At 62.6% G+C, this 26,363-nt stretch carries 18 protein-coding genes and 1 pseudogene; 8 read left to right on the forward strand and 11 right to left on the reverse strand.

What is annotated here, in order from left to right; genetic code table 11:
- Together flgK and flgL are read left to right on the forward strand one after the other, a co-directional pair.
- Positions 1 to 1,914, forward strand: coding sequence for a flagellar hook-associated protein FlgK (gene flgK, locus AC1RQK_RS15230; RefSeq protein ID WP_492371355.1), 1,914 nt, complete (start codon positions 1 to 3; stop codon positions 1,912 to 1,914).
- Between the two features lie 37 nt (positions 1,915 to 1,951).
- Positions 1,952 to 3,184 carry a flagellar hook-associated protein FlgL gene (gene flgL, locus AC1RQK_RS15235; RefSeq protein ID WP_492371356.1) on the forward strand — a complete coding sequence of 411 codons (1,233 nt, stop codon included), beginning with the start codon at positions 1,952 to 1,954 and terminating at the stop codon, positions 3,182 to 3,184.
- Between the two features lie 156 nt (positions 3,185 to 3,340).
- Here flgL and AC1RQK_RS15240 read toward each other — a convergent pair whose 3' ends face one another.
- The gene (locus AC1RQK_RS15240) at positions 3,341 to 3,541 is read right to left on the reverse strand and encodes a hypothetical protein (protein ID WP_492371357.1); all 201 of its coding nucleotides are present in this window, start codon (positions 3,539 to 3,541) and stop codon (positions 3,341 to 3,343) included.
- A 416-nt stretch (positions 3,542 to 3,957) separates the two neighbouring features.
- Between AC1RQK_RS15240 and AC1RQK_RS15245 the strand changes: the two genes are divergently transcribed.
- The 4 genes from AC1RQK_RS15245 to AC1RQK_RS15260 all read left to right on the forward strand — a co-directional run bounded on the left by AC1RQK_RS15245 (position 3,958) and on the right by AC1RQK_RS15260 (position 12,214).
- Complete coding sequence (locus tag AC1RQK_RS15245; protein ID WP_492809636.1) at positions 3,958 to 5,763, forward strand: methyl-accepting chemotaxis protein; 1,806 nt, start codon at positions 3,958 to 3,960, stop codon at positions 5,761 to 5,763.
- Positions 5,764 to 6,926: 1,163 nt separating this feature from the next.
- Positions 6,927 to 10,091, forward strand: coding sequence for a bifunctional diguanylate cyclase/phosphodiesterase (locus AC1RQK_RS15250; RefSeq protein WP_492809638.1), 3,165 nt, complete (start codon positions 6,927 to 6,929; stop codon positions 10,089 to 10,091).
- A gap of 50 nt (positions 10,092 to 10,141) precedes the next feature.
- A complete protein-coding gene (locus AC1RQK_RS15255; RefSeq protein ID WP_492809640.1) occupies positions 10,142 to 10,720 on the forward strand; it encodes a glycine-rich domain-containing protein in 579 nt (192 codons plus the stop codon).
- Between the two features lie 93 nt (positions 10,721 to 10,813).
- Positions 10,814 to 12,214, forward strand: a complete 1,401-nt coding sequence (locus AC1RQK_RS15260) for a hypothetical protein (protein WP_492809642.1) — start codon at positions 10,814 to 10,816, stop codon at positions 12,212 to 12,214.
- 67 nt (positions 12,215 to 12,281) lie between these two features.
- Here the strand turns inward: AC1RQK_RS15260 and AC1RQK_RS15265 are convergent, their stop codons facing one another.
- The 5 genes from AC1RQK_RS15265 to pgaA all read right to left on the reverse strand — a co-directional run bounded on the left by AC1RQK_RS15265 (position 12,282) and on the right by pgaA (position 19,577).
- Positions 12,282 to 13,520: a hypothetical protein gene (locus tag AC1RQK_RS15265; protein ID WP_492809644.1), complete on the reverse strand. Its 1,239-nt coding sequence runs from the start codon at positions 13,518 to 13,520 to the stop codon at positions 12,282 to 12,284.
- Positions 13,521 to 13,634: 114 nt separating this feature from the next.
- Positions 13,635 to 14,078 carry a hypothetical protein gene (locus AC1RQK_RS15270; protein WP_492371363.1) on the reverse strand — a complete coding sequence of 148 codons (444 nt, stop codon included), beginning with the start codon at positions 14,076 to 14,078 and terminating at the stop codon, positions 13,635 to 13,637.
- A 13-nt stretch (positions 14,079 to 14,091) separates the two neighbouring features.
- A complete protein-coding gene (gene pgaC / locus AC1RQK_RS15275; RefSeq protein WP_492809647.1) occupies positions 14,092 to 15,414 on the reverse strand; it encodes a poly-beta-1,6-N-acetyl-D-glucosamine synthase in 1,323 nt (440 codons plus the stop codon).
- 65 nt (positions 15,415 to 15,479) lie between these two features.
- A complete protein-coding gene (gene pgaB, locus AC1RQK_RS15280; RefSeq protein WP_492809649.1) occupies positions 15,480 to 17,525 on the reverse strand; it encodes a poly-beta-1,6-N-acetyl-D-glucosamine N-deacetylase PgaB in 2,046 nt (681 codons plus the stop codon).
- Between the two features lie 6 nt (positions 17,526 to 17,531).
- Complete coding sequence (pgaA, locus tag AC1RQK_RS15285; protein ID WP_492371366.1) at positions 17,532 to 19,577, reverse strand: poly-beta-1,6 N-acetyl-D-glucosamine export porin PgaA; 2,046 nt, start codon at positions 19,575 to 19,577, stop codon at positions 17,532 to 17,534.
- An 883-nt stretch (positions 19,578 to 20,460) separates the two neighbouring features.
- On the opposite strand from pgaA, the gene AC1RQK_RS15290 reads away from it, so the two are divergent.
- Positions 20,461 to 21,036, forward strand: a complete 576-nt coding sequence (locus AC1RQK_RS15290) for a hypothetical protein (RefSeq protein WP_492371367.1) — start codon at positions 20,461 to 20,463, stop codon at positions 21,034 to 21,036.
- 113 nt (positions 21,037 to 21,149) lie between these two features.
- Here AC1RQK_RS15290 and AC1RQK_RS15295 read toward each other — a convergent pair.
- From AC1RQK_RS15295 to AC1RQK_RS15315, 5 genes and pseudogenes are all read right to left on the reverse strand, one after another.
- A pseudogene (locus AC1RQK_RS15295) lies at positions 21,150 to 21,287 on the reverse strand (SDR family oxidoreductase); the annotation flags it as partial.
- Positions 21,288 to 21,470: 183 nt separating this feature from the next.
- Positions 21,471 to 22,028 (reverse strand): phasin family protein, encoded by a 558-nt coding sequence (locus AC1RQK_RS15300; RefSeq protein WP_492371368.1) that lies wholly within the window; start codon positions 22,026 to 22,028, stop codon positions 21,471 to 21,473.
- Between the two features lie 716 nt (positions 22,029 to 22,744).
- Positions 22,745 to 22,927 carry a hypothetical protein gene (locus AC1RQK_RS15305; RefSeq protein ID WP_492371369.1) on the reverse strand — a complete coding sequence of 61 codons (183 nt, stop codon included), beginning with the start codon at positions 22,925 to 22,927 and terminating at the stop codon, positions 22,745 to 22,747.
- A gap of 153 nt (positions 22,928 to 23,080) precedes the next feature.
- A complete protein-coding gene (locus AC1RQK_RS15310; protein ID WP_492371370.1) occupies positions 23,081 to 23,755 on the reverse strand; it encodes a M24 family metallopeptidase in 675 nt (224 codons plus the stop codon).
- A gap of 331 nt (positions 23,756 to 24,086) precedes the next feature.
- Positions 24,087 to 25,004: a LysR family transcriptional regulator gene (locus tag AC1RQK_RS15315; RefSeq protein ID WP_492371371.1), complete on the reverse strand. Its 918-nt coding sequence runs from the start codon at positions 25,002 to 25,004 to the stop codon at positions 24,087 to 24,089.
- A 153-nt stretch (positions 25,005 to 25,157) separates the two neighbouring features.
- Between AC1RQK_RS15315 and AC1RQK_RS15320 the strand changes: the two genes are divergently transcribed.
- Positions 25,158 to 26,363, forward strand: a complete 1,206-nt coding sequence (locus AC1RQK_RS15320) for a pyridoxal phosphate-dependent aminotransferase (RefSeq protein WP_492371372.1) — start codon at positions 25,158 to 25,160, stop codon at positions 26,361 to 26,363.

Raw genomic sequence — 26,363 nt, forward strand, 5'->3', positions numbered from 1 at the left:
ATGTCTCTCTTCAATATCGGACTTTCCGGCCTGAACACGGCGCAGAACGCGTTGACGACGGTTGGCCACAATATCAGCAATGCCGCCACGGCAGGCTATACGCGGCAGAACACCATTATTGCGTCCGCAGGTGGCCAGTACACCAGCAGCGGCTTCTACGGCCAAGGGTCCAACACGACCTCGGTGGTCCGCGTCTATGACGAGTTCCTGACCGGCCAGCTGCGCAACGCCCAGTCCGCCAGTGCCCAGCTCTCGACGTACTCCAGCCAGATCGGCCAGATCGACAACCTGTTGGCCGACCAGACGGGCGGTATCGCACCGCTGATGCAGAAGTTCTTCGCCGCCGTGCAAGGGGTATCCGACACGCCGGCGGATCCGGCCGCGCGCCAGAACATGATCAATGCCGGGCAATCGCTCACTGGGCAGGTGCGCGCCGCCAACTCCTACTTCCAGCAGTTGCGTGACGGTGTCAATACCCAGCTGCAGAGCTCGGTGACGCAGATCAACGCCTACTCCCAGCAGCTTGCCAAGCTCAACGACCAGATCACGCGGGCTACCGCTGCCGGCGGCGGCCAGCCGCCCAACGACCTGCTCGACCAGCGCGACCAGATGGTCTCGCAGCTGACCCAGCTGGTAGGCGTCAAGGTGGTGCCGCAGGACAATACATACAACGTGTTCGTCGGCAACGGCCAGCCCCTAGTGATGGGATCGAACTCCTATGATCTGAAGGCGGTGCAATCGTCGGCCGATCCGTCGCGTACCACGATCGCCTACACGCAGGCCAACGGCAACGTGACCGAGATGGACGAAAGCACCCTTACCGGCGGCTCCGTCGGCGGCTTGCTCAAGTTCCGCACCGAGTCGCTGGATCCCGCGCAGAACGCCATCGGGCGGCTGTCGGTGACGCTCGCCCAGACCTTCAACGACCAGCATAAGCTGGGCGTGGACCTGACCGGCCAGATCGGCGGCAACCTGTTCAAGCTCGGCACGCCCGTCACGCTGCCCAAGAGCTCGAATACCGGCACCTCGCTGGTATCGGCCAGCATCAGCAACACGTCGCAACTGACCACCAGCGACTACACGCTGGCCTACGACGGCACCAACTACTCGCTCACGCGCATGTCGGACAACACGGTCGTGGCCACCCAGGCGGGCGCTACCGCCACCTATCCGCTGACGCTGTCGGCGGATGGCGTGGACGTCAAGATCCCGACGGCGATGTCGGCCAATGATTCCTACCAGATCCAGCCGACCCGCAATGTGGCCGCGAGCATGGACATGGCCATTACCGATCCCGCCAAGATTGCTGCCGCAGGCCCGCTGCGCGCCAGCGCAGGTACCACCAACACCGGTACCGGCACGGTCAAGGTCAGCAATGTCGCGCAAGGCTTCAGCCTGCCCGCTACCACGATCACGGCCAAGTACAACGGCGCCAATTACGTCTTCACCGATGCGACGGGCGCGCCTGTCGTGCCCACCAGCGGCCCGACCCCCAGCGGCACCGCGACGCAATACTCGTTCAACGGTGTCACGGTCAGCTTCGACGGCACGCCCAAGACTGGTGACAGCTTCACGCTGGCGCCCAACCTGAGCGGCGTATCCGATAACGGCAACGCGCTCGCGCTGGCCAAGCTGCAAACCACCAAGACCATCGGCGGCGTGTCGAGCTACAACGACGCCTTCGCGCAGCTGGTCAACGACGTCGGCAGCCGCGCCAAATCAGTGCAGATCGCGTCGACTTCGCAGGACAGCGTCACGACCCAGGTGCAGACGGCGCAGCAAGGCATCTCGGGCGTGAACATGGATGAGGAAACGGTCTCCATGCTGCGTTTCCAGCAGCTCTACCAGGCCAACGCCAAGGTCATCCAGACTGCCACCACGCTGTTCGACACCATCATCGGTATCGGCCGCTGATCGCTTCTGAAGACCCGGATCTCCTAAAGGAACAGACATGCGCGTTGCAAGCTCCACGCTCTACCAACTCGGCCTGGCCTCGATGAACAGCCAGCAAGGCTCATTGCTGCATGTGCAGCAACAGCTCGGCACCGGCCGCCGTATCCTGACGCCGTCCGACGACCCGGTGGGTGCCACCCGGGCGCTGGTGGTCTCGCAGTCCAGCGCGGTCAACGGCCAGTACGCCACGTCCCGCAAACAGGCTAACACCAACCTGTCGATGGAACTGAGCTCGCTCAACAGCGTCGTCACCACCGTCCAGAATATCCAGACGCTGGTGGTGCAAGCCGGCAACGGCACCATGAGCGATGCCGACCGCGCCTCGGTCGCCTCCTCGCTGCAGGACTCATACAACCAGCTGCTCGGCCTGTCCAACGCCGACGATGGCAACGGCCAGTTCCTGTTCGCGGGTTACCAGTCGTCCACGCCGCCGTTCGCGAAGAACGGCAGCGGCGCGGTGGTCTATGGCGGCGATACCGGCCAGCAACTGCTGCAGGTCGACGTTGCCCGTCAGATGCCCACCAACGACAACGGCAACGCGATCTTCATGAGCGTGCAGTCCACCGCCACCTACGTTGCCTCCTCGCCAACCACCAATACGGGCACCGGCGAGTTCAGCGCGATCTCGGTGACGGATCCAACCAATGCGCTGTACGGCCACAGCCTCTCGCTCAATTTCGCAACCAATGCCGTCACGGGCAAGATGCAGTACCAGGTAATGGACCAGAGCGCCGCGCCGCCGGCCGCCGTTGGCGCCCCGGTGGACTATGTGGACGGCGCCGGCATCTCGGCCGGCGGGCTCTCGCTGTCGATCAAGGGCACGCCCAAGGATGGCGATGTCGTCAACCTGCAACCCGCAAAGCAAGCCGGCACGGACATCTTTGCCAACCTGCAGAGCGTCATCAATGCCCTGAAGCAGCCGATCGTCACCAGCACCGACCGCGCCACGCTGGCCAACGCGCTGTCCACGGCAAACCGCCAGATGGCCAACTCGCTGGACAACGTCAGCACGGTGCAGACCTCGGTCGGCTCGCGCATGAATGAGCTCGATGCGCTCAACACCATCGGCACCAACCGTGGGTTGAACTACACCGAGACGCTCTCGGGCCTGCAGGACCTGGATTACTACTCGGCCATGACCGAGTACTACCAGCGCCAGACTTCGCTGCAGGCGGCACAACAGTCATTCATGCAGATCCAGGGGATGAATCTGTTCAAGTACCTGGGGTAAGCGCGAGGTTTTGCGTCCGGCAAGAAATAGCTCGCTTGTCCCGAGAGAATGGATATAGGTCATCTTGTGTGAGTTGCACGCTATAGGCCCTGCCGGATAATCTGGCAGGGCGCTGGTGTCCTGAACGCACTTGGAAATTCTGCCGGCCGGCCTAATTCAGTTCAGGTTTGAATAGTCGTCGGGAGTTCGCTTGCGGACGCTCGCGACTAGCTTCTCGCGATCGATGTTGATGGCGAGATCAAGCACCGTAGTTTTGATGGCATCGAGCAATATCTCGATTGCGGCGACGGGCACCTGCTTCCAAGCCGCGACAAAACGGATACCCTTGTGTTGCGCGTGATCCGCATTGGCGCACAAGCTCCGGCACCCATGGCAACGTCAGAGTTGCCCCGACCTCCCCGTCTGTGAAGCGCTGGAAACCGCTGGCAAGGCCACCCATTTGAGCCACGCGATAGACGTCCCGAAACGCGGCTGGCAACACGCCAACCTGGGATGTGGAATTCCCCTGGGAGACTGACGAAGAGACGGTAGTTCCCCACCAATCCTTTCCGCCGCCTACATAGATCGCTCTACCCGAGCGAAGAACATGTTCCAGCCCACCCTCGGGCTCGGCGTACGCCACTTGCGCCGGTTCTTGCCGCCGGCCTAAAGTTGCCCGCTCGGTTGCCGTAGTTAGCTCTGTGGCGCCTAAGACCGGCCGATGCCGTGGTCTCAGGCACCGCGATAATGCCGTACTCAGACCGACTCACCCAGGTAACATCACTCTCTTCGGTATGACCGCATCCTCGCTCCGCACCCGCATCGCTCTGATCATGTCCGCCACGGTTGTCGGCGCTCTCGCACTCTCGGGTGCCGCCACCTATGGCATCGTCCGCGCAAATATGACGGCAACAATGGAGAGCGACCTTAGCGCCATCGCCAGTGGCAACACGCTGGCGATCGAACAATGGGTCGCCGCCAAGGCTTTGGCCGTCAAGACTGCAGCGGAGGTCGTGGAGAAAGGCGACCCCGCTGGCTTGGTCAAGTTCATGGGTGATGCCAACGGCTTTCCCGTGACCACCATCGGGTGGAGCGACAAGTCATACTACTCGAGCAGCAGCACGACGCCGAAGGACTACGACCCCACCGCGCGCCCTTGGTACAAAGCGGCGCTGGCCGCGGGCAAGCCGACTGTGACCAAGCCGTATGGAGATGTCTCGACTCGAGTGCCATACGTTTCCTTTGCGGCGCCACTCATCCGTGACGGTGCGGCAATCGGTGCCGTCAGCGGCGCAGTGCCACTGGAAGGCGTGCGAGAGGTCGTGAAGGCGATACATCCAACGCCTTCGAGCTTGGCCTTCGTCGTAGCCAGGGATGGCCAGGTAATCGCCCACGCCGATGCGAATCAGATGCTAAAGCCGGTCAGCGAAGTGACAGCCGCACTGACGCCGGCCACGCTCGAGAACCTGGTTCGGGCTAGTGCGCCGCTAGAAGTGGAAATCCAGGGCGTGCCGAAGCTGCTAAAGGCCCAGGCTGTCGCCGGCACCGATTGGTATCTGGTGATCGCGCTCGATAAGGCCGAAGCCACCGTAGGCCTGCGCCACGTCGTAAGCGCCATGGGCATAGCCTTGGTCCTGCTTACCCTGGCTGCGCTCGGCATTGCCACCTTCTTTACCGCAAAAGCACTCCGCAGGCTCTCCGGGGTACGTGACGCGATGGATACCATCGGGACTGGCGGGGGCGACTTGACCCGCCGGCTGGATGTCGTGGGCAATGATGAGGTGGCACAGATATCGGCGTCGTTCAACGCCTTCGTAGAGAAGATCGGCGCCGTGTTGGTCGACGTGCGTGCCAGTGTGCAGGGTATGACCTCGGCAACTGGCGAGATCGAGGCAGGTAATCGCGACCTATCCCACCGCACGGAAGCCTCAGCCAGCAATCTGCAGCAGACCTCGGCAGCCTTGACCCAACTGGCATCGAGCGTAAAGCAGACTGCGGAAGCGGCCGAACAGGCAACGCAGTTGGCGACTGACGCCAGCGCCACCGCGGCGCGCGGCGGCGAAGTTGTCTCTGGCGCTGTGCGCATCATGGACGAGATTGCCAAATCGTCGGGACGGATCACGGAAATCATAGGCGTGATCGACAGCATCGCCTTCCAGACCAATATCCTAGCGCTTAACGCGGCAGTCGAGGCGGCGCGTGCCGGGGAACAGGGCCGCGGCTTTGCCGTGGTGGCTGGCGAGGTGCGAACCCTGGCTCAGCGCAGTGCCACAGCCGCCCAGGAGATCAAGGGACTCATCGAAAGCTCCGTAGCCAGCGTAAGCAGCGGCACCGAGCGCGTCCAGGCAGCGGGCTCGACCATGACCGAAATTGTCAAGGACATCGAGCACGTTCGACGGATCATTACTGAGATACACGGTGCGGTGAGCGAGCAGAACACAGGTATTGGACAGCTCGACCAGAGCGTGTCAGAAATGGATCAAGCCACGCAACAGAACGCTGCGCTGGTGGAGGAGTCTGCGGCAGCATCATCGATGCTTAATGATCGGGCACGGGAGCTCGCGCGAACAGTGGCACGATTTCAATTGCACGAGGCATAACACGATGTTGTACCTCGGTCGATAGCGGCAGTCCGCCTCCAAGGATTCAGATCTGGAGGTCGGCACGCCTCCCGGACTGCAAGCTGATTGACATGTTGTTCGACAGGTGGGGATGCACATTCCAATGTCCGCATGGCGAGTCCGCGCGTTCATGTCGGTGCCGCTGTCTGCGGGCTGCTGCCAGAGAACCAACCTTTGGCCCATCGCGATTGCCGGCCTGCTTTGACGTTGCGAACTTGCTTCCCACCATCCCCTCCACAGCCTGAAATGGCTCGCCTTCAGTCACGGCGGGACTGCAGCAAACAAAGCTCTCGTTGCTCTGAGACTCGGTCCATCCCATATTGACTGTGGATGCAACCGGTCAATGCAACGGATCGATGGATTCCAAGTGAGCCCCATTCTTCTTGTGGCGCCGCGCGCGCTCGCCTGGCTTAGTCGAGCCCGGCGCCGGCCTTCTCCCGCTCGGCTACTATCATCGCGGCCCGCGCTGGTTGCGCTGCGCCTGCGCCTGCGCCTCGCCCACCTGCCAGATCGACCGCACGGCGCCGTGAGGTAGTTTCTAGTACGGGAGGGTACCGATTCTTTACGCGGGACCTTCAAACTCCCTCGCCTCGCATCCGCTATGTTCCTCCGCCCCTCGCCTCCCTGTCGCTGTTGCTTGCCGCGGCGCCCGTCGCCCATGCCGAGCGGTGGCAACCTTTGCGCCCCTCATGCTTGACTAAGCACATAGGGCGTACCCCCCACTTAAGTGGGGAGTCGACAATCGTATTCGGCCTTGCCCCCGCTCCAATTTGAGATAACGTTGTAGAGACAGGTAAAAGAACGCTGCGCAAATCCGCGCGCCCCGGTGGCGGCGGCCCAGCAGTAGCCGGCTGACACCATCGCCGCTTGATCGCTTAGGTCTGCAGTCCACACGTCACGTTCCTGGGGGATATCGTGTGCGCAAGCTACTGACGCAATTGTTGCGTCCGATCGGACGCGTCAGTACGACCGTCATCACGCTCGGCGCGCTGCTGCTCGGCCTGCTTAGCACGATCGTCGTGCATTCGCTGTACACAGAGCTGCTGGAGAGGGATGCGCGCCTGCGATTCAAGAGCGATACCGACGATATCGTCCAGCAGATCGATACGCGTATCCGGCTCTACACCGACGTCCTGGTAACCATGCAGGCGCTCTTCGGCGCTAGTGATGATGTTTCGCGCGAGGAATTCCGCGACTTCGTCAATGGCCTCAACCTGGAACAGCGCTATCCCGGGTTCCAGACGCTGAACTACGCGCCCTATGTGCCGGCCTCCGAGCTGGCCAGCTTTGTCGCCAGCCAGCGCAAGGACCCAGTCCTGCGCGAGGCCGGCGTGGCGTTCTCCGTCCACCCTGCAGGGAAGCGGCCAGCCTATTTCGTGTTGACTTATGTCGAGCCGTTCCAGAACAACCTGCCGTCGATCGGCATCGACATGGGTGCGGAGCCGGGGCGCCTGGCCGCTCTCGAAAGAGCCCGTGACAGCGGGCAGGCAGTGAGCAGCGGGCGCCTGATCTTCAGCGAAGCCAAAGGTCCCCACGTCGGCATTGCCTTGCGCCTTCCGGTCTACAGAAAAGGCCAGCCGCTCGATTCAGTGGAGCAGCGCCGCCGTGCCTATATCGGCTCCGTTGGTGCTGGCATACGAATCAGCGGGCTGCTTGGGGAGATTGCCGGCAGCGAGCGCGTGTATGGGACTCGTTTCGAACTGTACGACGCCGGGAAACTCGATGGCGAACCAGTACCGCCGTCCCCGGCGACTCTGCTGTACAACAGCGCAGGCGGCATGACGGCCACCGCCCCCGCCAGTGCCAAGGCGGCTAGCCAGGCCAGCGCCGCACGGCTTGCCGCCAGCAACGAGCCATCCGCGCCCCAGCGGGCAAGCGTATCGGACGATCGTTCCTTCCAGCGCAAGGAGATGACACAGCCGTTTGGAGGACGGCGCTGGCTCATTGTCTTCTCCGCCGACGCCCAGGCCATGGTGGGCCCGCAACGCTACCTGAAGAGTGTGGTGCTTGGGGCCGGGCTGATCATTACCGCGCTGCTGGCCGGGCTGGCCTACGCGCTATCCAGTTCCCGGTCACGAGCCCTGGCGGTGGCCGATGGCATGACGCACAGCCTGCGCGAGAGTCGAGAGGGCCTTGCCCAGGCGCAGCGGATCGCGCACCTGGGGGATTGGCGTCTTGACCTGGAGCGCAATGCGGCCTATTTCTCCAGCGAGATGGCCCGGCTGCTGGGTGTGCGAGCGCTGGATCCCACGCCCGACACACTGCTAGGCGCAGCCGATCCTCGCTTCCGCGGCGTGTTGCGGCAGAGGATGCAAACCGCCTTGCGGGAGCGCGTCGCTTTCGAGCTCGAATGCCCCTACCGCTCGTTACGTGGACGCATGGGTTGGCTTCACCTGATCGGCCATGCGCATGGCCCACCGGGCACGGCCGTCCTGCGCGGCACCGCGCAAGACATCACCCAGCGAAAGCTCATCGAGCAGGCTCGCGCACAGGAGCATCTGGTTGCCTTGCATCTCGCCACCGTGTCTAGCGAAGCCGAAGTCCTGGAAAAAATCATCCGTACCTTGGTTGCGGGAATGGAATGGGAGGCGGGTGCATTCTGGCCTTCGGATGCAGGACGTGGCTTGGCGCTTGCGCCGGTTTGCCGGACCAGAGAGCAAGAACTGGAAGCTTGGCTGGCACGGCGCCCGGCCGATCCGCAGGCAGATCAGGCAGACGTACTGACGGAACCGCGTTGGTATGCGGGCCGCGGTGCCATCGCGCGCTTGCCTCAGCATCGCTGGCTGGCCGACGGGAGCGTGCGCACTGTATTCGCTTTCCCACTGCGCAAGGGCACGACCACGCTCGGACTGGTGGAGATGTATTCGCGCACCAAGCGTCCACGCGATCCACATGCGCTTGCGATGGCTAGCGCGATAGCTAGTCACACTGGTCACTTCCTGCTGCGTCGCCAGGCCGAGGAGACCCTACGCTTTTTTGCCAATCACGATGCGCTCACAGGTCTGCCCAACAGGTTGATGTTCAAGAACCATCTCGAGAGCAGCCTCGCTCGTTCCCGCTCCCGTCAACACCGTCTCGATATCCTCTTTGTTGACCTGGACCAGTTCAAGAGGGTCAACGACACAATGGGCCACAACGCGGGCGACGTCTTGTTACGCGCCGTGGCAGATCGCTTTAGCGCCACGCTTGGCGAAGCCAACCTGATTGCCCGGCTCGGTGGCGACGAGTTCGTCGTACTGGTCGAGCCAATCGACGACTTCTCCCTTTTGCACCGCATCATCAAGCGTATCCAGGCCGCGCTCGCATCCGGCTTTGTCGTCAATGGCAAGGAGCTGCAGGTGACGGCAAGCATTGGCGTCAGCTCCTTCCCCGAAGATGGCAATGACGCGCAGACGCTACTAAAGCATGCCGATCTCGCCATGTATGCCGCCAAGCAGCTCGGCAAGAACGGCTTCCAATACTATGTGCGCGAGATGAGTGTGACCCTGCAGAATCGCATCGACATGGAATCGCATCTGCGCAGCGCACTCGATCACAATGAGTTCGTGCTGCACTACCAGCCACGCATCTCGCTGGACACCAACGCCTGTACCGGCGTCGAAGCCCTGATCCGATGGCGCCACCCGAAGCTCGGCATGGTGATGCCCGCTGACTTCATTCCGGTTGCGGAGGAGTGCGGGGCCATCGTGCAGATTGGCGCGTGGGTACTGCGTGAGGCCTGTCGCCAGAATGCGCAATGGCTTGCCGACGGCAATGCCCCGATACGCGTCTCGGTCAACCTTAGCGCAAGGCAATTTGCCGACAAGGACCTGAGGCAGGTCGTGCTCGATGCCCTGAAGCAAGCCGGCTTGCCAGGGTATCTGCTCGAACTCGAACTAACCGAAAGCATGGTCATGCGCGATGCCGAGCAAGCGGCGCGCTGGCTGTCGCGCCTGAAGCGAACCGGGGTACGGCTGGCCATTGACGATTTCGGCACCGGCTACTCCTCGCTCGCCTACCTGAGCCGTTTCCCGATTGACACCGTGAAGATCGACCGTTCGTTCATACGCTATCTGCCCGATAGCAGGAGCGATGCGCAAATCACGAGCGCAATCATCGGGCTAGGACATCAGATGGCGCTGGAGGTCGTGGCCGAAGGCGTCGAGAACGAGGCTCAGCTGGACTTTCTTCGCCGCGAGGGCTGTGACGAAGTCCAGGGCTACTACTTTAGCCGCCCTATTCCGGCCGAGGACGTCACCGCGTTCCTCGCTGGCCATACCGTGCACGGTCTGCTGCCTGAACAGGGACCGCAGCCGATGCGCGCCTGATTCTGAGTTCCGGCGCGCGCCCCAGCGTCAACAACAGGAGGGAACACATCATGACAGTGCAGAAACAGTGGATTGAACGGTCATGGCAAGCCATCGATGCGCTCGATTTCTCGAGGATCAAAGCCAAGCTTCTACATGGCAAGTCCGCCCATTGGAGCCCCGAAAGCCTGGCCGATGCCGAGGCCGGCTACCGCAAGTTTCTCAAGCTAGCGGCAAAGTACCCCGACACACCAGTCGTGCCCAGCGAACAGGTAGACGCGTTCTGGCACGCCCATATCGTCGATACCAGGCGCTATGCGAACGACTGTGAGCACATTTTTGGCCATGTCCTGCATCATGACCCCTACGTCGGTATCGATGGCCCACAGGATGAAGCCCGCCTGCGCGCGTTGGCCGAGGCAAGTGCCCGGCTTAGCGCGCGCGAGTTTGGGTTGAGACCGGCGACGGCGGCCTACTGTGCGGTCACGAGCGAGGGCAAGCCCACGCTGGGAGCCGAGCCCGCGGACGCCAAGGCGGCGTACTGCGCAATCACCAATGGGACGCAAGCGGCGTACTGCGCGATCACCTCCGGAGTCGTTTCGTCCTGCGGTCGGGACGCGCCTTGCCCTGTGGGGCTGCCGCGTCACTGATGCGTTGCGAAGTGCCGTGCCAACTGGCAGTAGGCGCATTCACGGCACCCCGACCACGTCCGGGAGGGGTGCCATCCTGTGGGAGACGATGCGATGATGGATTCATTGCTGTTTAGCAAGCCGTTTACCTTCCTGGCTTGCCCTCCGATTGCAGAACTCAAAGAAGCCATCGATGCGCTTAACACGTTGCCGGGACATTCGCGCTGGCTTAAGGAGGAAAACGCCATTCGCCGCGATCATGTTCCTGCCTTTGTCGAGCAGAGCCGCCAAGCCCTGGAGGCGCTTGTTCCGGGCCGGTCCTTCATGGTCGATAGCCTCGCCGATCGGATTCGGCACACGCCACGGGTGCTACAGGAGTTGCGCGAGTACGGTCCGGAGGTGGCGGCTGCCGCTCACTCCTACTTCTACTGGCGCTATTCAGCCGACGTGCTCGGACGGGCGCAGGGCATTCCGCGCAGTGCGCTGGAACGTCAATTTGGCAGGGTGGCGGCACGCGATGGCTCCCACAAGATCATATGGGGCTGTCCGTGTTGCGATCATCCAGCGCGATACCAGGTCGATGGGCTACTTGCCAATCAGCGCCCGGCGCGCCAGGGCGGCTTTGCGCTTGAGTGTGATCACTGTGGGCATCAGGAGCGGGTGTATGCTGGATTTCTGCATTACGGGCGTCTCCAGTGCCAATGCGCTGCGTGCAAGAGCTATGTTGGCGTTCTCGCCTATGACATGGCCAGGGCTGCGCGAAAACTTGCTGAAAATCTCGAGAAGTACGCCTGGAGCCAAGCTGCCGAGACCCTTGCCGAGATCCAGGAGTACAAGGACGAGTCCATGCAAATGCTGCAGCGCCGGGCTAGCCCATCACGCAATGCCGCTTCCTTTGCACTTGAAGTCGTGTCCGGCAGGCACCAATCGATGCCAGCGATTCTAACGAGCCTGGACCCTGGCCTGGAAGGTTGCATCGAGAAGAATCCCAGGGCTTGGGCGTTGCTGTGCGAACTGCTACGCGAAGGCGTCGTTGACAACGAATACCTCATCTACGAGGAAGCTGACCGCGAGCGCGTGGCGCTGCAGCTATCACTGCTAGAAGAGCCCTCCTCCCAAACGGAAGGCTTGCCACAGAAGAATCTTGAAACTCTGTTGCAAGGCTACCAGCCTGCGTCTCGCGAGTCCTTTGTCGCGTGGCTGAAAGCAAGCATGCAACTCAAGATCTTTACCGGCAAGTTCTGTACCGCGGTGGAGGTTACCTGGAAACCCAACGCGCAGCGCTGCGAGTTCATCGCTAGCAGTCAGGTCGACCATGCTCGGCCGCTCGCGCACGATACGCCTGCGAGATCAGACACGTCCTTCGTGCCGCCTTCAAAACACCCGCCTCACACTGACGCTGAAATTGAGGCAGTGACGCTACTGAGATCGCTGGGGTACATTGTTGTGGATCCCGCCGTCATTGAAGCGCATGGTTACTCAAAACTGGAGGAAAACACACCGCTCAACAAGTAACCCTGTGTAGCACGCATCGGTGATCGATGCAGCTCCAAACGGGTCACATTGCGCGGCGGATACTTGCCTACCGGCACAGATCCGCGGCCGAAGGCGGCGTCGCCCGGCTCAAATCAAAATCGCTCTCTCGCAAGCCCGCCGGCGTAAGCGAGACCCAGTGCAGTATGGATGACGAGCGCACCAGCCCAAGGCTGCCCGCATAAGTCCATGGAATCGGCGATGGCTGGCTACCGCGCAACTCAATCGTGCCGGCGGACAGCTTCAGGTGCAGCAGGCGGCCGTCCGCCGCAGGCGTGTACGCCATGTCGCCGACCACGGTGATGCTGGCCTCGCGCACGCTTTCCGGCATGCAGGCCAGCGAGGCACTGACCCTGCCGGCCTTATCCAGCAGATGCGCGAAGCCCTTGCCCAAGTCGTTGGTGCCGACCAGCAGGAAGCTGTCCAGGGCCGGGACATAGGCGACACTGTAGGTGTAGTACTTCAGGCGGCCATTCAGTGCTTGCATGCCAGTCAGCGCTCCGTCGACGGGCCGATAGACGGCCGTCTTCAGCCTGGCGTGCGTCTCGCCGGGTACGAACTCCTGCCAGGCAAGCAAGGCCGTCTCCTTCGAGCCTGCAATCAATGGCCACCACTCGCGCTTGTTCGGCGCCACCTCAGTGCTTTGCAGCAGCCGGCCGTTACCGTCATACGTCTTGAGGTAGACGCCGTTCCCGGTGCCCAGGTTGTCCACGCCGCCACCATCGATCCAGTCGTCCGAGTAGAACACCACGAAATTGTCCCCTACCGCCGTCACGTGGCCAGAGTGCCCGCCAGACCAGACGTCAGTCGATTTCGCCTCTTGCGATTGAAGGTCCGTGCCGTACACACGATAGCGCTGGCTGACGCTGTTGGTGGTATTCGAGCCATCCTCAAAGGTCAGCATGATGCGGCCCGCGGCGTTCTGCGCTACTGACACCGGCTCCTGCGCTTCCTTCTCGGCGACCAGTAGCCGGGGCTTGCCAAGACTGGCCTGGGCCGGGTTCCATTCGGCGACGTAGATGTCGTGCGTCCAGTTGCGATTGCGATCCGGGCCGCGCGGCGGCAGCCCGGAGCTGCTGAAGAAGACGTAGGTGGTCTGCCCAGGCCCGGTGGCTGCGCCAATGCCATGCATAAAGGCGCGCTGATCGATCGCCGGGCGGACCTTGGCGGGCGGCCGGGTATCAGCGCGGCTATGGTTCCGGGCTTCGTTACGCGCACCCGACGGCGAGCACAGCAGCGCACCGGCAAGCACTAGAGAAGCGCCACACATCATGACGAGCGGACGCATGGCTGCTCCACATTTCCTCGTGACAATGGACAATGCCAAGACCATTCAATGAGGACCTCGCGCGACAGCGGGCGGCACCGCCGGCTGCCGCGCGAGGCCAAACCGCGGAGCTGCTCAGGCCAGTTCCTGCTGTAGTGGCGCAACGTGCGAGATCAGGCCGTCTTCGTCGTGAAAAGCCACCAGGCGACGACCGGTGCCCACCGAGAGCACCACATCCTTGGCCAGGTCGAGCGTCGAGATCGGCGCCACCCGGGCAGGCTGTTTCAGGTTGGAAACGCTTGTCCCGAAGCGGCGCGCCAACGTCCACGCCGTGAACGCCAGCCCTATCCCGAGGACGGTCAACGCATCGGGGATGATCTCCCCAAGCGAGAACTCGCCGCTTCCCGCGGAGGCCACGCACCAGTGGATGTAGAACGCCGCGGCTACCCAGATGCTGGCCACCAGCAGCGGCCGCGCCAGCCGATACCAGAGATATCGTCGGACCGCCTTTCCCCGCGCAAGGTGCTGCAGATACTGCTGCAATGTCGTGCTGGACGCGTCAATGATGGGTTCTTTCATGTCTCACTCCTCCTCAAGAATGCTCTTCAAGCTGCCCGACAACTGGAGATGCGGGCGCAGGTGACCTTGGCGGCGAGGACGCGGGGGCGTCCTCGCGGATGCCGCGGTCGGGGCTGACCCACCTTGCCCGGGTGCGGCGCTGGTGCAACAGCACGCTGGGCAGGGCGATCACCGATGCGACCATGCTGATGGTCCAGAACGCGATCGGGTACCAGATCGTGTCAAGGAAGTAGCGCAGCAGCTTGGTGTCGTAGCAGCGATCGATGACGCAGCCGACCAGGATCTGCACGCAGCAGGTCAGAAAGAGAAAGACGCCTGCCCCGCGCGGCATGCCGGCGAAGCGCCAGGCTTCGGGCAGCTCGAACAGCGCGGTCGCGGCCGTCATCACCAGGGTGAACAGCATGCAATAGGCCCAGATCACGCTGACCGTATACTCGAGGAAGATCGGCCACATCATCGGCTTGTTCTTTGTGACGATGGGCGCCGCATACTTCTGCAGCACCTGGATGCCGCCCCGCGCCCAGCGCAGGCGTTGCCTGAACAGGCCCTTGAATGTCTCCGGCATCAGGATCCAGCTGAGCGCGTGTGGCTCGAAATGCAGCCGCCAGCCATTGACCTGCAGTTTCCAGCTGATATCGATGTCTTCGGTCAGCATGTCGGGGCTCCAGTAGCCCACGCCGCGCAGCGCGCTCTTGCGGAACATGCAGATCACGCCAGACACGGTCAGCAGGCGGCCATACAGTTCCTGGGTCCGTTTGATCAGGCCCACGATCGACGAGAACTCGCCGACCTGCATGCGCCCCAACAGCGAGGTCCGGGTGCGGATGCGCGGATTGCCGGTGACTGCGCCAACCCCCGCATCCCGCAGGAAGTGCCGCAGCATCCAGCCGATCACCTCGCGGTCGAGCAGCGAGTCGCCGTCGATGCACAGCAGGTACTCGGCATCGGTCAGCATTGCCGCAGTGGTCAGGCCAATGGCCTTGCCCTCGTTACTGTGCTGGTGGATCACCAGCAATTGCGGATACTGATCGATCAGCGCATTCAGGATATCGCCGGTGGCGTCGCTGCTGCCGTCATTGACGGCGATGATGTTGTAGTTCGGATAGCGCAACTCCGCCAGGTTCGCGATGACCTCGCGCACATTGGCTTCCTCGTTGAAGCAGGGCACGATCACCGAGACCTTCGGGCACTCGAGTAACACGTCCGCCCGCGTTTTCTTGCTCTCTTTTCTCTCGATCAGGAAGTAGTGAAGCAGGCCACCGGTCATCCATAAGTAGGACATGAACAGTGGGTAGTAGAAGACAAAATTCGAAAGCAGGCTTGCCGTATTCTTCATAATCTTCCCCTACCTTGTTGCTATCGGCTCTTGGTCTTGATCTGGCTCTTGATCCGGCTCTTGGTCTAAACCTTCATGCCATTGCGCGGTCGCACCAGGTTCTGCATGGACATGACATCCCGCAGCACCGCCAGGTCTGGCTGGTTCACCATGAACTGGTCGGGGCAGTAGCCGAGGTGCTTCACGCCAGCCATGCGCAGGCGCTGCATCTGATCACGTAGCGCGGTGCTGGCGACCGGTGCCTGGGTTCGGCCATCGAGTGTCTGCAACGCGAAGATGGTCTTCGGCAGCGCGCCCGGATGCGCCGCTACGGCGCGGACCAGGCCCTCCAGCCAGGGCGTCGAAGGCGGGCCGCCTCCGGCATCCGCGTAGGCCATCAGGTTGACGAAGTCGTATTGCGCGGCGAATGCATCGATGTCCTGAGCCAGGCGCATGCTCGCGTCGGGACGCAGCACCGCATTGGCAGGCAGGCTGCGCACGGTCAGCACATTGCCGCCGCCCTGATAGTCCTTGACCAGGTCGCCCAGTTGCCGCGTAAAGTCGATCAGGTACCGGAGCTTGGCGTCCGACCATCGTTGCAGCAGATCGGGGTTGGCGCGGATCGCAGCCAGTTCGCGCGGCAACCCCCAGTCCGCGTAGGCGGCAAGCGCCGCATCGCTCGCGTCTTCGACATCGCTCAGGCTCGCGTCATCGCCAAACACGACGCCGTTAAGACTGGTGTATCTGCCCAGGTCGTAGTAGATATCGCGGATCACGCTGCGGGCGAGCGGGTCGAAGGGGCTGAGCCGTTGCCGCTGGCGCGGGTCCAGGGGCGTGGCCGGCGCGGCCGGCATCACCGCTACCAGCCGGGACGAAGCCGGATGGCCCGCGGGCAGCTTGTAGGCAAGCACCGGCAATGCCGCGTAGACCTGTACGCCACCGCGGGTGATCAGCTGCCAGGCCGCGCGCGAGAAAAGGTCGCCGCGCACCGGCATGTGGCGGTTGGGAAAGTAGAGCGCCTGGGCGGTGCCGCTGCCGTCGGGATCGTGAAACGCCTGCAGGTAGACCGATTTGGGCTCAAGATCCTTGATCCGGTCTATCAGCCGCGATAGCCTGGCCTCCTGGCGATCGGGGTTCGGATCGTACACGTCGTCGAGAGAGACGTTGACAACCCGTTCGACCGGCTGGTTGTCGCCGCGATAGGCCGACTGCTGGCGGAACTGGCCCATCATGACACCGGCATCCCAGTCGTAGGAAACCAGCAGGCGCCTGATCTTGGTCAACGGCACCTCGGGCGTATTGGGTCCGTCGTCGAGGGTGAAGTGGACATTCATGCCCAGTTTGTGCGAAGCACCGATCAGCGCCGCGTTGTACATGCCGTAGGGCCAGACCATCGAGCGCACCCGAGCCCCGGTTTTCGCCTGGATCATGTCCGAGCACATCTTCAGGTCGCCACCGACCCGGTTTTCGTATTCCTGGTCGGTTTCGTAGCGTTTCAGGTCGGCATGGTAGAGGTGCGCGCTGGCCGCCGGTAGTTCGTTGCCTTGCGGATTCGCCACTGCGCCGTGGTGCATGTCGTGCGTGTGCGAGGCGATCTCCACCAGGCCTGACTCAGCCATCTCGCGCAGGTTGTCCCAGCTCATGAAATAGCCTGGCGCCATCACCGACTTATGGCTGATGCGCACCGGCTCGTCCCGGGGAGTACCGGTCCAGCGCGACACCACCGCGACCAGGCCTGGGTAGTTGTATTGTTGCAAGAGCGGAAAGACCTTGGTGTACTGGCTCTTGTAGGCATCGTCGAAGGTCAGCAGCACTGCACGCGGCGGCAGGCGCGGGCCGCCGTTGCGCGAGGCAATGATCTGGTCGACGCTGACAGGGTGGAAGTCGTTGCCCTTGAGCCAGGCGAAGATATTGTTGAGCGTGGCGGTGCTGATCGCACAGGTATCTGCCACCGTTCCCACATCCGCACGCAGGTCGTCCCGGATGTCGTGAAACGCGAGTACGCGGAAGGTCAGCCCGTCGTCGCGATCCTGCGGCGGCAGCAAGGACAGCGCATAGCCAGCGTGGACGCTATTGGTCACCGACAGCGCGCCGGCGAGCCCGATGAATGTTCGGCGATTGAGCTTTTGCATGATGACCTATAGAGGGACGTTGAGGTTGAGGTAGATCAGCTTGGTTGTCTCGCGGTTGGCGTCGAAGCGCCTGCTACCGATGCCGATGCCGTAGGTGAGCGAAGCCTTGCGGCCAAGCTGCCAGAACTGTTCGAGGCGCGCTTCCCACAACATGCTGTCGCCGAAGCCGTCCTGCCGGTAGCCACCTGCGGTGACATACACGCGCTGGCTGAAGGATTTTTCGGCATAGCGCCACGGCGTCCATTGGTACATGGTGCGCAGTTGCGCGGTGTAGTCGCGCCGCGGATTGAAGTAGGCGGTGCTGTCCAGCGTATTGCTGGTGGTGCCCACGTCGAGCCAGATCGCCACCTGGTGGCGTGGTTGGTTCAGCAGCCGCTGGTAAGCGGTGCCCTGCCACATCTGGTGAAAGTTGGTGTCGCTGTAGCGCGACGCGCCGTACATCACATTGAAGTAGCGCGCATCGTCCTGCGAGTAGCGCGCCGATGCCGTGGCAGTGCGGCCTGTCACGCCGGCCTGGTAGGCTTTCAAAGGCAACGCGTTGTCGTCGGAGTCGACGCCCGCGCCAAAGCGCCAGGAGTCATTGGGCTGGAAGGCGACCGTGCCGGTGCCGCCGGTCTTGCCCTGACCTCCGGTGGACTGATGCAGCTCGGCGGCGGCTTCCCAGCCGTCGCGCCGGAAGTCGCCGCCGAGGCCGTTGCGTATGCGGCTGACGCTCTGGCCATCGCCGGTGTCGCCACGCGCCGTGTATTGGTGCGCGAAGACACGCCAGTAGTCGGCCATCGGCGACGAGTAGAGACGGGTGTCAACCCCCCAGGCATGATCCGCCAGCACGGCGTTGCCGCGCTCGCCAATGGCGTCGATGATCAGTTGCGGGCGCTCGTAGACGCGGTACTCGCGCTGGAAGTTCTTGACGCTGTTGTTGTCGGGGAAATTGCCGTCGAAGGCCGCGGCGACCGCCTTCGCCTGATCGTACTGATGGAGCTGGAGGGCGGTCTTGCCGAGCCCCACCAGGCTTTCGATATCGCCGGGGTGGTCGGCCTGCGCCTGCCGGTAGATGCTTTGCGAGGCGTACGGGCGTTCCAGCACCAGCGAACCGTCCGCGCGGGCGGTCAGCAGGGAGGGATCGAAGGGGGCGTCCTTGCGCAAGGCATCCAGTGCCTGGACGCCCTCATTGACGTGATTGGTATAGAGGAGGTATTGCGCCTGCAGCTTCTTGACGCGGCCGTATTCGGGATTGGTCTTGTCCACGTCTTCGGACAACTCGGTTTGCGCCGGCGTGTTGCGGGCCATCATCGAGACCAGTTCGCGCGCCGCCTCGTAGTGTCCCTGGTCCAGGTAGGCAAAGAACAGGCTTTCCTGCACGCTAGGACGCGATAGCGCATAGGGCTCGGTAGTCTCCTTGATCGGCTCGATGACCGCCTGCAAGGCCAGTTCGTAGGCGCGCGAGGCAAGGTCGGGCTTGTCGAGATAGGCGTAGGCGTCGCCCGCGGCGGCATAAGCGGAGCCCGGTAGCGGCTCGTTGGCCAGCGAGAGCTGCTCGTATAGCGCGGCGGCTTCCTTCATGCGCCCGCGCACGGACAACGCCGTGAGGCGATCGGACTGGACCGCGCGCCGCACCCCGTTGTATTCGTCATCGGCGGGAATCCTGCCTTGCAGTGCCTCGGCAGCAGCAAGCGCGCCGTCGGCGGGAACCAGGCGATCCTGGTCATTGGAAGCGCTGGCTTGCTGCCGTGCCCACCGGATTTGCTGGGCAACGACAAGATGCTCCAGCAGCAGCAGATCCCGGCGCGCGAAGACATCGGGGCGTGCGGCGGCCTGTTCCAGCGCTAGTTTTGGAGACCCTGCTTCGGCCAGGGCGAAAATGCGCTCCCTGAGCCCGTCGTTCTCGCCCGCCGATGCGGGTTGCTCCAGCCTGGCCGGCGGCTGCACGCGCGGTGCTGCCGGCTTTGCGGTTTCTGCCGCGCAATGCTCGCGAGCGAACAGCGCTAACAGCACGGCTGTGGTCTTGAGCGTGGTCCGCAATCGCCTGCGGCACTGCTGGGATGCGTTCACGTTTTGATCCCCCGGAATGCGCTGCTGCAAACAAAACGTCTCCCTTGGCGTGCGGCATATCCTTGCCGGCACCAATGCGTGTAACCGGAGAGACGGACATCACACGGCTAACCTGCTGGCCCTGTTGCAACGCAACGCGCCAATCCGGTCCGCCGAGACATGACCTTGCTGAATCCGACCAGAAATCAAAGCGACCCCGGATCTTCTCCGGTTGCGCCCTGTTATTCCCATCCAATGCCTGTCGCGCCCGGCAGCGATTTGTGCTGCGGCGATGCGGCCTATTCCACTGTCTTCTCGTTCTGCTTTCGTCTGCCGCAAAAAACGGCTGCTCCCTGCCAACCACGTCTCCAGGCTTGCTCTTTGCGCCTGCCTTGATGCCCTTCTTAGTGCTTGTGCGCCATTATTTGGTGATCGGGTGCTATTGCGACAGTCGCCAAAAGCACTAGAGCGACCAGCTGAAAGATGGAGTCGACCTAAACCGGGAGACCAGCCCCGCTGTTACAAGGATGAAACGAAAGCGTGCGCAGGAATGCGCCGCTAAGGAAAACGCGCCGTCCAGCAAGCGAGCACTGCCACGAGCGCATGCCTGAGGTCGGATGTCGGATGGGGAGACCTACACAGAGCCACAGCGCGTCGAACTGAACGTTCAAGCGAATCTGCGCCGGATTGGCCCGCCCTCGCGGGTTACCTCACCGGGTCTGGCCCGGGTGCGGTAGACGAGGAGGGCGTAATGTGCGCCACGCCGCAAATCGGTGGGACTTCTGGCGGATAGCTGCGTATGCCGCTTGTGTCTAGTCTTGTCGCACCAATTCAGAGGGGGAGCGCCATGTCAATCTCACATACTGCCCGCCCTGCGGCTGTTGCGCGCTTTGTTCTCATCGGCATGTCGGCGGCGCTCGCGTTTGGCACGCAAGCCCAATCGTTGCCCGAGGCGCCGACCCAGCAAGCGCAAGCCGTGCCTACACCGCCGGAGATGGCAATTCCGGCGGCGGCAATGCCACAAGCCGCAGACCCGCAGGCCTCAACGACACAGGCGCAAGCGGAAAATCAGGAACCGCCGCTTGTCATCGCGCAGCCCGAGGCCGCAGCCTCGCCGGCGCAGCCGGCAGTCATGCGCCAGCAGGCCTCGGGACCGCAGTTGATGACGCCGCGGACTATTGGCAATGTCACCTATATCTGCGGCGGCACGGGCGTCGAGGAGCAGGACCAGCTGACCAGTCTCGAACAGCAATACAACCTCGGCGTCATCTTCACGAAGGGGCCGCAAGGCGATTTGCTGGCGGGGGTCGATGTCCAGCTGCGGCGCCATGGCAAGGTGCTGGCCGCGTTTCAGGCCACCGGTCCGCGCTGCCTGTTCAAGGTGCCGCCCGCCGACTATCGGGTGGAGGCCACCTACAAGCAGCGAACGCAATACGTGATCTTCGAAACAGGATCCCTGGGGACAGGCCTGCGCTGGTAGCAATGACCCGCGGCTGGCGCGCCTGGCAATGACGCGGCCCCCTGTTATCCCCCTACTGGGTCGAAGGAGCGGGCCGAGACCCGCTGTGCAGCTTCGCTATGCTTCCACCAGCGTCACTGCAGATGCTGGCCCCCATTGATCGCAATGTTTGCGCCAGTCAGGAAAGCCGCTTCACGCGAACATAGGTAGACAATCAAGGCCGCTACTTCCTCCGGCTCCCCCAGGCGGCCAACCGGGATTTGCGGGATGACCATACCCCCCGTTACCAGGGCTATCCTCGTCGTCATGATTTGAATCCTCCATATACTGCGTTGAAGGCCAGGTCGGTGACACGGCCGTAAGAGCAGGTGGCCGAAGCCCAGCCTGCCGCTGGACATGGCTCGCGCTCGCCGCGGCCCCGCGAAGCGTAGGGGCCGCGGCAGCCATTGCGCGGCTTACTGCCGGACGGCTCGGGCAGGCGGTTGCTTCACCGACCTTGAGGCCGCTTCGGCAGCCGTATTGAAACTGCTCTGCGCAACGTGCGCCGCCTGCTTTGCCGTCGACTGCATGGTCTCGTATAGCGTGTGGGTTGCATCGATTGCCGACTGCCAGGCGGCGACAGCCGCGCTGGAACCTGCTGGCGCAGCGCTCACCGCGTTGTCAAGGAGACGCTGCACCCCGCGCTTGTTTGCCTCGTAGTGCGTTTCCGCAGCCTTGTCGAATTCGACCCGCGTCGCGGACGCAATTTCAAAAAATTGCAGGCGATACGAGAGTGTCTTTTCCGTCGCTTGCTTGAGCAACTCGATCTGCAATGCAAAAAAATCCTGGGGGTGCTTGACCGACAGGGCTTTGCGCGCGCCTTCGCAAGTATCGGATAGCGCGGCTTTCGTCGTCTCGATATTCAATGCGAGCAGCTTCTCAAAACCTTCGACAGCTTTGGCCGTCAGACCTGCCGTGGCGTCAATAATCGCCTTCTGCGCAGCCAGGACTTGCTCGGGGGACAGCTGATTCATCTTGCAGCTCCTTGGTGTGACCCACGCCCCGTGCCATCCCATGACAGCACGTTCGCGGCGGAGTCGCGTGAATCGGGCGGCGGCGTAACCGCGGCGGAGGTTCCGGTGCGCAAGAGCCGAGTACATGCCAGGCACCTGCAGGCATCTCAGACGGGCGCGCTGCGCCCTTTTCGTGAGGCGGGGCGTGTCAGATCCGCTCTGTGGAGGACACGCCTGAAGGCTCTGAGCAAGGCGTAGCCCTGGATTGTTAGCTGAGGTCGGCGAAAGCCCGGCACAGGCCGGTCGAGCGCTATTGGCTCATGCTCCAGAAGCGCCTTCTGAGTTCACACCCAAAATAACCTCTATTGGCTTGAAACCAAAGATCAGATACTTTAGATCAAAATTCGCATGCTCCGGGATTTAATATTTTGAATTCAGAGTTAATTAATATTCACATAAAAAGATTTTAAACAATTTACCCCCGGAAAGAGGGGTTTGAGATCGCAGGGCTCGTTGCAACGCGCCCATTGCCTGGGTGCCTGATACATCGGTGCGACGTGGGCCGATACGATGAACACGACGCGCGTGCCGTTGGCTTGCCTGGATGTCAAGAACCTGAAGGTCGCGTCCTGGCAGTGGAATGAAGTGTTCGACGCAAGTCTGGAGGAGGGCATCCTCACCTGGACTGCTTCTCGTGCTGCCCGCACAAAAACGCAGGCACCGGGTATCTCACGGAGTCAGTGTTTGGCAAGTGCTTTCGCGAAGTATCGATCGAGATCGTTTTCGAATAACGATTGCTCATGGGCCTGCATGGCTGCGCGGCCGCCATTCGCCAGTGCGTGCGCAAGGATGCCGGTGTCGGTATGCTGGGGGTAGCTGCCCCAGTCAGTATTGCGCTGCGGCAGCGCAAGCGCGGACATCGCGGCCAGGAACGCCTGCCGATGAAGCGCGACAGAGTCCGTCAGCGTGCCGTCGATGTCCAGAACAAGAATGCGGTCGGCTCTCGTGGTCAGGCTCTGGTTGGCAGGTAGCGCACGTGCGGCATGCGAGAAGCGCTCCCTGCGCTGGGTTGGTTAGCTGGCTATCAGGATGTCTTCATAGAAGGCGCCGAATGACTTGGTGGGATGGGCGATCTGGATCTCCAGTATCCACAGTCCAGTCTTGGGGCACCGTTCATAGTCTCCCAAGTCCCCCGCCCGATAGATCGCATGAGGGAAATCGGATACGCGGTGCCCCTTGATTTCGAGGTTGAGCTTCCAGCCCGCAGCCTCAGCCCTCTGCGCTGCATATTGGTATAGCGCCGGTCCGCCAAGACCATCTTCACGCCAGCGCGCGCTGACTTCTTGCCAGAGGATGCGCGCGGCCTCGGCGCAGGCATGCATCTCCGGGTCCTCCCCGACGACGAAGGTATCACCCGCATCGCCTTCATGATCGTTCCAGACAATGCCGAGGTCTATGAAGAAGATGTCATGCTCACCGAGAACATGATCCGGGTCTATGCGCTCCTTGAACGTCTTCAGGGTGTTCCGGCCAAAGCGCACGATGATCTGATGCCAGATGCGCTGCATGCCCATCTCCTCGAGCGTGATGCGCGCAAAATCACAGGCCTGCTTTTCGGTCATGCCTGGACGAATGCCCGCGGCAATGCGCCGGACCCCTTCGAAGGTCTTGTCCCGCGCGTATTGCATGGCGGGCAATGAGAATTTGGCCCCAACGGCTTCCCGGTCAAGGCTTGGTGTGCTTTCCATGAAAAATCCAGATGTCGTCATGATTCTGCCGAGTTGAGGCGGGCTGCGGTGCCGGCGGAATCAGCGGACCCCTCTGGGGAGGATTGCCGGGCCCATCGTGTGTGGGGCCGGAGAATCGCTGCCTGGAAGGCCTTGCTGCCTTGGTCGCCACAGCAGGCGTACCTCGCGTCGGAAGGGCTCGTTGGGGCCGGATGTTGCCGCTGGCAACCTATCGTGTCCCGGCTCCCGCTTGATTGCCGAAATATATCATTGAATATAACGAATGTGCGTTACGACACTCTTTCCGGTTTCATTGCGGCAGCATCTCCCAGTTGGGCGCGCAATAATGCGCTCACCGTGCAACCGCAAGATCATGCGGGCCACGCGAGAAGTCGCACACAAGCCGGCTGACCTCGGCAATGACATCCAGCGCCGCACTGAAGGCATCGTCCCGGTAGACGGCGGAGTAAACCAGCGGCGGTGGCATGGGGTCGCTCTTTACCACGCGCAAGAGCCCTTGCTCGATATCCGTGGCGAAGTAGTCCAGGGCAAGCTGGCTGATGCCGAGTCCTTCGATGGTCAGTGCTCTCAATACGGTCAGGCTGTTGGTGGCAAATACCTTCTTGAACCTGAATCCATGCTCCCGGCGCCAGGCGCCGTAGAAGGTGTTCTTCGCGGACCCGATGGATTGCTCCAGCACGGGATACTGGGCAAATTCTTCGGGGCGCAGCGGCCTGTCGGGTAACGCGAGGGTGGGGCTCGCCATCCACAGGTCTTCCACGCGGCCGACCTCCACCGTCTTGTAGGCTTCGCCCCAGAACGTGCCCGGCAGGATCGCCAGGTCGATCTTGTTTGCCTCCAGGCCTTCGAACAGGTTCATGCCCGCATCGACCACCGGTTCCAGTTGAAGCTCTGGATGCCGGTTCTTGAGTTCCTTGAGCAGCTTGGTCAGCCAGGTCAGTGCGATGAGCTCGGTGACGCCGATCCGGTAGGTGCCGGTGAGCTTGTCGACCTGCCCGACCTCGGCATCGATCCGCTCGCGCAGTCGCATGGCTTCTGCGGCGAGGGTCAGGAGCCGGCTGCCGGCATGGGTGGGCACGAGGCCCTTTGGCGTGCGGTGGACGAGTTGCACGCCCAGGACCGCCTCCAGTTCGCCGACACGCTTGGACATGGCCGATTGCGTCGCGTGGAGCTTGGTGGCCGCCGAGCTGAAGGATGCATGCGTCACACAGAAGTAGAAGGCTTCGAGTTGCTTGAACGTGACAGACATTTGATTTCCCGATTCTGTGCGGCGACATATTCTCGCACCAACAATGCCCTCATCACGAAAAAATGGAATACCGGCGCAATCCGATTTCTCGTTTTGCCGGGCCGGCGCGGTGGCGGATACTTTCTCGCAAGATCCCTTCCATGGCCACGCCTCATGCTTTCGCTCACCGACCGACTCAACCGAATCAAGCCCTCTCCCAGTTCCATGGCGGGGCAACGCGTGCGGGAGCTCCGCGCCGCGGGGCGCGATGTGATCGGCCTCACCGCCGGGGAGCCGGACTTCGAGACGCCGGCCCACATCCGGGAAGCCGCCTGGAGCGCAATGCAAGCCGGCAAGACGCGCTACACCGATGTGGGGGGCACGGCCGAGCTGCGCCACGCCGCCGCGCAGAAATTCAAGCGGGAGAACGGTCTCGACTATGCGGCCAGCGAGATCATCGTCAGCACCGGTGCCAAGCAGGTCATCTTCAATGCGCTCATGTGCACGGTGCAACAGGGCGACGAGGTCATCGTGCCCGCGCCATACTGGGTGTCATACCCGGATATCACGCTGTTTGCCGGTGGCGTGCCGGTGTTCGTGGCATGCCGGCAGGAGAATGGGTTCAAGCTCACGCCCGAGGATCTCGAGCGGGCCATCTCCGCGCGGACCCGCTGGCTGATCCTCAATTCGCCGAACAACCCCAGCGGCGCCGCCTATACCCGCGCGGAGCTGGTTGCCATCGCCGACGTACTGGAGCGTCACCCGCACGTCTGGGTGATGACGGATGACATCTACGAGCACCTTACCTACGACGACGCCGCCTTTGTCACGCTGGCGCAAGCCGCCCCGTCACTGAAGGCGCGCACGCTGACCATCAACGGCGTCTCGAAGGCGTACGCGATGACGGGCTGGCGCATCGGCTACGCCGGCGCGCCGGCGCCGCTCATCAAGGCGATGGTGAAGCTGCAATCGCAAAGCACGTCTGGCGCCAATTCGGTGGCGCAGGCCGCGGCGATCGCGGCGCTGGATGGCCCGCAGGATTTCATCACGGCCAACAAGGCGGCGTTCCAGGCGCGCCGGGACAGGGTGGTTGCCGCGCTCGGGCAGGTCGACGGCATTCATTGCCAGGCGCCAGCCGGCGCATTTTATGTCTTTGCGTCGTGCGAAGCGCTGATCGGCGCACGCACGCCGCACGGCTCGGTGATCCGGTCCAGCGACGACTGGGTCAACTGGTTGCTGGACTCGCAGGATCTCGCGGTACTGCAGGGTTCCGCCTACGGCGTCGATACGCACTTCCGGCTTTCGTTTGCCGCCAGCATGGCGCAGCTGGACGAGGGCTGCCGCCGGATCGAAGCCGCGGCGGCCGCATTGATTCGCTAG

The organism is Cupriavidus sp. GW822-FHT02D05 (assembly GCF_058802485.1).